Source organism: Nocardiopsis sp. RV163, from assembly GCF_001029525.1.
GTDB classification, from domain to species: Bacteria; Actinomycetota; Actinomycetes; order Streptosporangiales; family Streptosporangiaceae; genus Nocardiopsis; species Nocardiopsis dassonvillei.
In genome coordinates this window covers 1-7,250 of sequence record NZ_LEKI01000217.1, presented here as the reverse complement: position 1 = coordinate 7,250, position 7,250 = coordinate 1, and the positions used below count along the sequence as shown (strand labels likewise).

The 7,250-nt window shown below is 71.6% G+C and carries 7 protein-coding genes; 2 read left to right on the top strand and 5 right to left on the bottom strand.

Annotated elements, in window-relative coordinates; genetic code table 11:
- The first annotated feature begins 261 nt into the window (after window positions 1–261).
- Window positions 262–1,017 (top strand): helix-turn-helix domain-containing protein, encoded by a 756-nt coding sequence (locus ABD54_RS29630; RefSeq protein ID WP_047871872.1) that lies wholly within the window; start codon window positions 262–264, stop codon window positions 1,015–1,017.
- Between the two features lie 208 nt (window positions 1,018–1,225).
- Here the strand turns inward: ABD54_RS29630 and ABD54_RS24335 are convergent, their stop codons facing one another.
- The 5 genes from ABD54_RS24335 to ABD54_RS24315 form a co-directional block, all read right to left on the bottom strand.
- Window positions 1,226–2,125 (bottom strand): alpha/beta fold hydrolase, encoded by a 900-nt coding sequence (locus ABD54_RS24335; protein ID WP_047871871.1) that lies wholly within the window; start codon window positions 2,123–2,125, stop codon window positions 1,226–1,228.
- Between the two features lie 91 nt (window positions 2,126–2,216).
- Entirely contained in the window at window positions 2,217–2,639 is a 423-nt protein-coding gene (locus ABD54_RS28665) for a DUF4873 domain-containing protein (protein WP_047871870.1), read from the bottom strand.
- On the bottom strand, window positions 2,623–4,182 hold the full coding sequence (locus ABD54_RS24325) for an NAD(P)/FAD-dependent oxidoreductase (protein WP_047871869.1): 1,560 nt from the start codon (window positions 4,180–4,182) through the stop codon (window positions 2,623–2,625). The genes ABD54_RS28665 and ABD54_RS24325 overlap by 17 nt, the downstream gene beginning before the upstream one ends.
- Before the next feature lie 258 nt (window positions 4,183–4,440).
- Window positions 4,441–5,352, bottom strand: coding sequence for a diiron oxygenase (locus ABD54_RS24320; RefSeq protein WP_047871868.1), 912 nt, complete (start codon window positions 5,350–5,352; stop codon window positions 4,441–4,443).
- A 14-nt stretch (window positions 5,353–5,366) separates the two neighbouring features.
- Entirely contained in the window at window positions 5,367–6,221 is an 855-nt protein-coding gene (locus tag ABD54_RS24315) for an SDR family oxidoreductase (RefSeq protein WP_047871867.1), read from the bottom strand.
- A 116-nt stretch (window positions 6,222–6,337) separates the two neighbouring features.
- Here ABD54_RS24315 and ABD54_RS24310 point away from each other — a divergent pair, with 116 nt between their 5' ends.
- Window positions 6,338–7,144 (top strand): MerR family transcriptional regulator, encoded by an 807-nt coding sequence (locus ABD54_RS24310; RefSeq protein ID WP_047871866.1) that lies wholly within the window; start codon window positions 6,338–6,340, stop codon window positions 7,142–7,144.
- The last annotated feature ends 106 nt before the right edge of the window (window positions 7,145–7,250 follow it).

Sequence of the window (7,250 nt, the reverse complement as noted above, 5' to 3'; positions counted from 1 at the left end):
GGGGTGGGGAGGGTGTGCATCGTGTTTCTCCTTCTTCAGCGGCGCTGGTGCGACTCGCTGTTTCTGATGTTGGAAAAGCTACGTTGCATTCATAGTTTGGGCAACAGGGATTCTGCGAAAAACCCCCTTTTCTGCAGGTGGGCGCTGAGAAAATGTTGCAATGGTTCTGGATCTAATGCAACAAGCTCTCTCCTGATCGTTGCAATGGATGGAAAGTGAACGCTAGGGTGGGCGCACCCACGCACCCTGAAGGAGACCGCGATGCCCGGAGGCAGGCTCACCCAGTCCGAACGCCAACGGATCGAGCTGGGGCTGACCCAGGGACTGGCCTACGCGCGGATCGCCAAGGACCTGGACCGCCCGACCTCGACCATCACGCGCGAGGTGGCGCGCAACGGCGGCCCCGCCGGCTACCGCGCCGACCTGGCCCACCGCGCCACCCGGCACCGCGCCCGCCGCCGCACCGGGACCGCGACCCGTGCGCCACAGGCGCCCCCGCAGGCCTACGGACGCGACGCCGAGGCCGTGCGCGAGTACGAGGCGGCGTTCGCCGCCGTCTTCATGCAGTCGGGCCTGCCCAAGATGACGTCCCGGGTCCTGGTCTCCCTCTACACCACCGACACGGGCAGCCTCACCGCGGCCGAGCTCGTCCAGCGCCTCCAGGTCAGCCCGGCCTCGGTCTCCAAGGCGATCGCGTTCCTGGAGGGTCAGGGCCTGGTGCGCCGTGAACGCGACGAACACCGTCGCGAGCGCTACGTCGTCGACGACGACGTCTGGTACCAGTCGATGTTGGCCAACGCCCGGGCCGAGGCCCATCTCGTCGCCGCCGCACGTCAGGGCGTCCAGGTGCTGGGGCCTGGGACCCCGGCCGCCGTGCGCCTGGAGAACATCGCCCGCTTCGTCGACTTCGTCCGCGAGAGCATCATCCGCGCCTCGGAGCAGGCCCGCGAGGTCCTGCACACCAAACCCGAGACCGTTCCGGACACCGCCGACGAACCGTCCCCGCAACCCCGGTAGGCAGCGGCTCCGGCGTTCACGGCCGGGGCGGCCAGCTCCCCGGTCCGCCGCCCGGGAACACGCGGTGGGCACGGCCCACACGGGGACCCGGGTCCGGGCCGCCCCGGTCCGCGCTGCCCGGTGTGCGTGTTCCCCGCGCCTTCGGGGTCTTCGCACGCCAACGCCCCCCGGCTGGGAAGCCGGGGGGCGTGTGGGCGCGGAGCCGGGGTCAGGCGGCCCGCTTCGGCGGCTCCAGGTGCTCGGCGGCCAGCCGCTCCACCGCCTCGGCCAGGGCCTTCGGGTACTCCAGCGGTCCCATGTGACCGGCGCCGGGGATCTCGCGCACCTCCCGGCAGTCCCTCAGCAGCGACGCGATGTGGTGCGCGTGCCAGGGCGGGGTCAGTTTGTCGTCGGCCCCCACCATCACCACCGTGGGCACCGAGATCTGCCGGGCGGACTCCTCCGCCTCCAGCGTGCAGATCACCCGTCCCCACGCGCCCCGGGACACACCACCGCACGCGTGGACCATCCTCATGCACAGCCGCACCATGCGTGGATCGGCGCTCCTGCCCATCACCATGGACTTCAGTACCGCCGTGGTGATGGCGTTGCGCGGACCCAGCGGCACCGGGGCCCTGAGGAAGACCTGCGCTCCCAGCGCGCCCAGCGGCCCGGGCAGCGGGATCGCGGTCGACCGCATCGGCAGTTCCTTGCACCCGGTGTTGGTGAGCAGCACCGCGGCGGCCCTCTCACGGAACACCCGGTGCGCACCGGCCGACATGATGGTCATCCCGCCCATGCTGTGCCCGGCCACCACGGCCTTCTCCCCCTCGGGGACGGTCGCCTCCAGGACCGCGCACAGGTCCTCGGCCAGCTTCCGCGCGCCGTAGCCCGCCCTGGTCAGCGGCGCCTGGGTGCGCCCGTGGCCGCGCTGGTCGTAGAGCACCACCCGCAGGGACGGGTCCAGTTCGCGCACCACCGGCCCCCACGAGGCGAGTGAGGTCGCCCAGCAGTGCGCGAGGACCACGGTCGGCCCGTCCTCCGGGCCGCGCACCTCGACGTGCAGCAGTGTGCCGTCGTCGGAGCGCACCTGGAGTTCTCGGGCCTGACCCACGTGTCGGGTTGCCATCGGGGATACCTCTCGCTTCGGGGAAGGCCGCGCCGTAGCCGGAAGGGGCCGATCCGGTTCGGCGCGGGCCCGGGGGCGTGCGCGGACGCGTTCAGTCGTCGGACGCGTCGATGTCCACGTGGGGTACGGCGAAGGGCGGTGAACCGGCCCCGGCGACCGGATGGCCGCCCCACAGGTCGGGTTCGTCCAGAACCCCGGTGCCCTCGAACCCGTCGGGGGTGCGCACCACGACCGTACGCACTCCCTCGCGGAAGGCCGCGGTCACCTCCTGGCTGGAGGACAGCCGCCCCCGCCAACGGTAGTCGCCGGTCAGGGGGGAGAAGTGGCCCGCCAGGTGTGCCCGGACCCGCACGGCGACGCCCTCCTCCGCCGCACCCCCGGCGTCCGCTGCACCCGTCGTACCCTTCGCGCCGGATGACGGCTCCGACGGCTCCGACGGCCGCGCGCCGTCGGTCACGGGCAGCACGACCGTCACCGTGCCCCGGTACTCCTCCTCGTCACCGAAGCCGCTCATACCGTTTCCCTTCCGGAGCCGCTCCGGCGCGGACCGCGTGCCGTCGGGCGCCGCCGCGGGAGCGGTCCACCCGCAGGTCGTAGTTGCGGGGGTCGAACCAGCGCGTGCGCAGCGCGAACTCCCAGGTGAAGGTCGGCCACAGCGTGGTGTTGCGGCCCTGTTCGTTGAGGTACCAGCTGTCGCAGCCGCCGGTCACCCAGACCGTGCCCTCCATGGCCCTGGCCACCATCTCGTTGTAGTCGTGCTGGGCCTTCGGACGCACGTCCATGCGGTCCAGGCCGTTGCGGCACAGGTACTTCAGCGCCTGCATCGTGTACCGGATCTGGGCCTCGATCATGAACAGCTGCGAGGTGTGGCCCAGCCCGGTGTTGGGCCCCGCCAGCACGAAGGCGTTGGGGAACCCGGCCACCGTGGTGCCGCGGAAGGCCTGCGCGTCCGTGCCCCAGCGGTCGGAGAGCGAGCGCCCCTCGGCGTCGAAGATCCGCCGCGCCACGGGCGGGTCGCTCACGTGGAACCCGGTGCCGAGGACGATCGTGTCCACCTCGTGCTCGGTCTCGCGGCCCGAGGCGTCGCGGGTGACCACGGCGCGGGGGCGCACCTCCGAGATGCCGTCGGTGACCACGTCCACGTTGGGCCGGGCCAGCGCCGGATAGTAGTCGTTGGACATCAGGATGCGCTTGCAGCCCGCCCGGAAGTCCGGCGTGAGCTTTGCCCGCAGCTCGGGGTCCTTCACGCTGCGGCGGATGTTGGCCCGGCCCAGCCTCTCCACGACCGAGAGCAGCCCGGGGTTCTTGGCGAAGCCGAGGATGTAGGTCTCCCGACCCCAGTAGATGCTCTTGCGGGCGATCTGCTGGGTCAGCGGCACGTTGCGGTACAGCCAGCGCTCCAGCCGGGTGATGTCGCGGTCGTGCCGGAACATCACCCACGGGGCCGTGCGCTGGAACAGCGTCAGTCTCCCCGCTGCGGGCTGGATCCTGGGCACGAACTGGATCGCGGACGCCCCGGTGCCGATCACCGCGATCCTGCGGCCGGTGAGGTCGTGGTCGTGGTCCCAGGCCGCCGAGTGGAACATCGTCCCCTCGAAGGTGTCCAGGCCCTTGATATCGGGATAGGAGGGGTCCGCGAGCGGTCCCGCCGCGCTGACGAGGAACTGGGCGGTCACGGTCCCCCGGCTGGTCTCGATCCGCCACCGGTTGCCCTCGGGTTCCCAGTGCGCGGACCTCATGTCGTGGTCGGTGCGGACGTGCTCCCGCACCCCGTACTCCCCGGCCACCCGCTCCATGTAGTCGTGGATCTCGGGCTGGGGGGAGAAGCTGCGGCTCCAGTGCGGGTTGGGCGCGAAGGAGAACGAGTACAGGTGGGAGGGGACGTCGCAGGCGGCGCCCGGGTAGGAGTTGTCGCGCCAGGTGCCGCCGACCCCGTCGGCGCGTTCCAGAACCACGAAGTCCTCCAGGCCGGCCTGCTTGAGACGGACGGCCATCCCGATCCCGGCGAAGCCGGAGCCGATGACGGCCACCCGGAAGTGGGTTGGTGCTTCGGTCATGTCTTGGTCCCTTCGTGCGGCCCGGCCCGGACGTGTCGCCGTCCGGATCGGCGGGTGTGTCCCCGGGAGGCGGGTCCACCGCCGGAGGACGCGGCGCGTTTCGTCCTCCGGCGGTGGGGTCTGGGGCACGCAGGCCGCGGTGCTTCCGGACCGGAGCCCGCGGCCTGCGGTTCGGGGCGGACGGGGAGCGGGCCCGTTCCCCCGAGGGGACCCGGCCGCGGGGCGCCGACAGGAGAGGCGTCCGGAGCCGGGGAGGGGTCAGCCGAGCAGCCCGGCCCTCTTCCAGAAGTAGCGGCCCAGGCCGGTGATGGCGCCGGCGGTGCCCAGGGTGCTCACGACCTTGCGGGCGGCCCAGGTCTTGGTGCCGATCCAGTGGGGGTTGTTCCGGGCGACCCGGGAGGCCTCGCGGGGGTCGAGTCCGACCTGCGCGTACACCTTGGGGTTGATCAGCCGGGTGGCCGAGTAGTAGGTCACCAGGCCGAGGACGATCCGGCTGTAGGCCCGGTTGAGCGGGCCGCGCGTGGCCCAGTCGCGCTGGAACTCCTCGCGGGCGTAGCGCATGTGCCGCGCCTCCTCCACCACGTGGATGCGCGAGACCGAGCGCACCAGCGGCAGGATCTGCTCGTCGGGCACCGCCTCGCGCTGGAGCTGGTCGAGGACCTCCTCGACGAACAGCGCCCCGGCGAAGATCAGCGGGCCGTGCGCGATGGTCTTGAAGAGGTTGCCGAGGTGGAAGGCGACGGGGTCGAGCTTGTGCGTCCGCCAGCCGAGCTTGCCCACCATCTTGGCGAACATCACGGTGTGGCGGCACTCGTCGGCGATCTCGGTGTAGGCGTACTGGACGTGGTTGGTGCTGGGGTCGTTGTGGTAGGCGTGGCGGACCAGCATCTGCATCAGGATGGTCTCGAACCAGATGCCGATGGTGGCGACGCTGGCGATCTCCAGCCGGGAGAGCTCCTTGCGCTGCTCCTCGGTGAGCCGGTCCCACAGGTAGGTGCCGTACAGCGACAGGCGCTCGGGGCGGATCGCCCACATGTCCTTGTCCACGGGGGCGTCCCAGTCGATCTCGACGAGCGGGTCGAAGGAGGCCTTGGCCGAGCCGCGCAGCAGGCGCTTGGCGATGTCCTCGCGGTCGGTGATCTTGGGCTTGGCGGTGATCTCAGCGGTCATCTGGGTGTTCCTCCTCAGGACGCGTCCGGCCGGACCAGGGGGTTGGCGTGCCGCGAGTGGAGTCCCCGGGCGATCTCCGCCTCCCCGAACGCGCCGTCCGACAGGAGCAGGCCCACCTGGAGCGACACGATCCGTTCGGTGGTACCGGGGAAGTGCCGGAACAGGCGGAGCCCGGCGGTGCCGAGCGCGGTGGAGGCCGTGTCGCGGCGGGCGTACCTGGCCCCGGCCGCGCGGACCACCGCCATGACGGTGTCGCGTTCGCTCTCGGCGGGGACGAGGCCGTCGAGGGCCACCCCGGTGGCCCGGGAGCTGTCGTGGATCGGGGTGTCGACGTAGCCGGGGTGGACGGTGGTGACGCCGATGTGCGAGCCGTACTCGGCGCGCAGGCAGTCGGCGTAGGCGGTCAGCGCCCTCTTGGAGACCGTGTAGGCGCCGGCGAAGGGCAGCGACAGGTTGGCCAGGAGCGAGGCGGTGATGAGGACGCGCCCCCCGCTGCGCAGCAGCGCGGGCATCGCGGCGGCGGTGACCCGCCAGGTGCCCAGCAGGTTGACCTCCAGCGCCTGGTGGACGTGGACGTCCGGGGCCCGGCCGATGTCCACGGCCGGTCCGACGCCCGCGTAGTGGATCAGCAGGTCCAGACGGCCGTCGAGCCGGTCCAGCGCCTCGGCGACGCCCTCGCGCACCCGCCCGTCGTCGGTGATGTCGCAGCCGACGACTCCGGGGGCGGGCTCGCGGTCGATGCCGACCACGTTCACGCCGAGGTGGCGGAGGACTGCCGCCGTGGCACTGCCGAAGGCACCGGAGGCGCCGGTGACGAGGGCGTTCTGGCCGGGTAGTCGTCGCAGGTGACGCGGCAGGGGGGTCCTCACGTGATCTCCTCCACAGTTCCTGCCGGAACGTTACAACGAGCATTGTCACAATTCAATGGGGCGGAGCGGGGAATTTACTGACGAGTAAGGTTCGCGCTTGTCTCTAGGCTGGACCCATGGCCGAATACCGCATTGACGAACTCGCCCGGCTCGCCGACACGACGGTGCGCAACGTCCGGGTGTACCAGGACCGTGGCCTGCTCGCTCCTCCCCGCAGGGAGGGCCGCGTGGGCATCTACTCGGAGGCGCACCTGGCGCGTCTGCGGCTGATCGGCCAACTGCTCCGGCGCGGCTACACCTTCGCCAACATCGGCGAGATGTTCCGGGTGTGGGAGCGCGGAGGGGACCTCTCCGACATCCTGGGCTTCGAGTCGGCCGTAGGGGACGCCTGGAGCGACGAGATCGCCGGCTACCTGACCATGGGCGACCTGCGCGAACTCTTCGGCCACGGCGTGACGCCCCGCACGGTGAAGCGCTCCCTGGACCTGGGCGTGCTCGAACGCGACGGGCTGCGCTTCCGGGTGCCCAGCCCGCGGCTGCTGCACGCCGGGGTCGAGCTGGTGAAGCTGGGCATGACCGTGGACTCGGTGCTCGACATAGCGGAGAACCTGCGCGACAAGGTCGGCCACGTCGCCGAGCACATGGTCCGCCTGGTCGCCGACCACATCATCGCCGAGTACGCGCCCGGCACGGTGGTCCGCAGCGAGGAGACCGCCGAGATGGCCGAGCTGATCCGCCGGGTGCGCCCGCTCGCGCAGCAGGCCGTGGACGCGGTGCTGGCGCAGGAGATGGCGCAGAACCTCACCAACGTGATGGGCGAGCACTTCGCCCTGGCGATGGAGTACCTGGACAAGGACGGCGCGGTCAAGGAAGGCGTGGGCGGGCGGCGAGGCGGGGCCCGGGGGCCGGACGGGCCCGCCTGAAGGCCTTCGGCCCGGTTGTCGGCCTTCGCGCCCAGCGGACGCCGTGCGTGTGCGTCTCCAGCGCGCGAGCGCGTTTCCGCAGGCCGGGGCGCGCTCTGCCGGATGC

Coding starts and splice junctions, on each gene's coding strand:
- ABD54_RS24335 (WP_047871871.1), bottom strand. CDS start 2,125: ATGGCAACCCGACACGTGGGTCAGGCCCGAGAACTCCAGGTGCGCTCC.
- ABD54_RS28665 (WP_047871870.1), bottom strand. CDS start 2,639: ATGAGCGGCTTCGGTGACGAGGAGGAGTACCGGGGCACGGTGACGGTC.
- ABD54_RS29630 (WP_047871872.1), top strand. CDS start 262: ATGCCCGGAGGCAGGCTCACCCAGTCCGAACGCCAACGGATCGAGCTG.
- ABD54_RS24310 (WP_047871866.1), top strand. CDS start 6,338: ATGGCCGAATACCGCATTGACGAACTCGCCCGGCTCGCCGACACGACG.
- ABD54_RS24325 (WP_047871869.1), bottom strand. CDS start 4,182: ATGACCGAAGCACCAACCCACTTCCGGGTGGCCGTCATCGGCTCCGGC.
- ABD54_RS24320 (WP_047871868.1), bottom strand. CDS start 5,352: ATGACCGCTGAGATCACCGCCAAGCCCAAGATCACCGACCGCGAGGAC.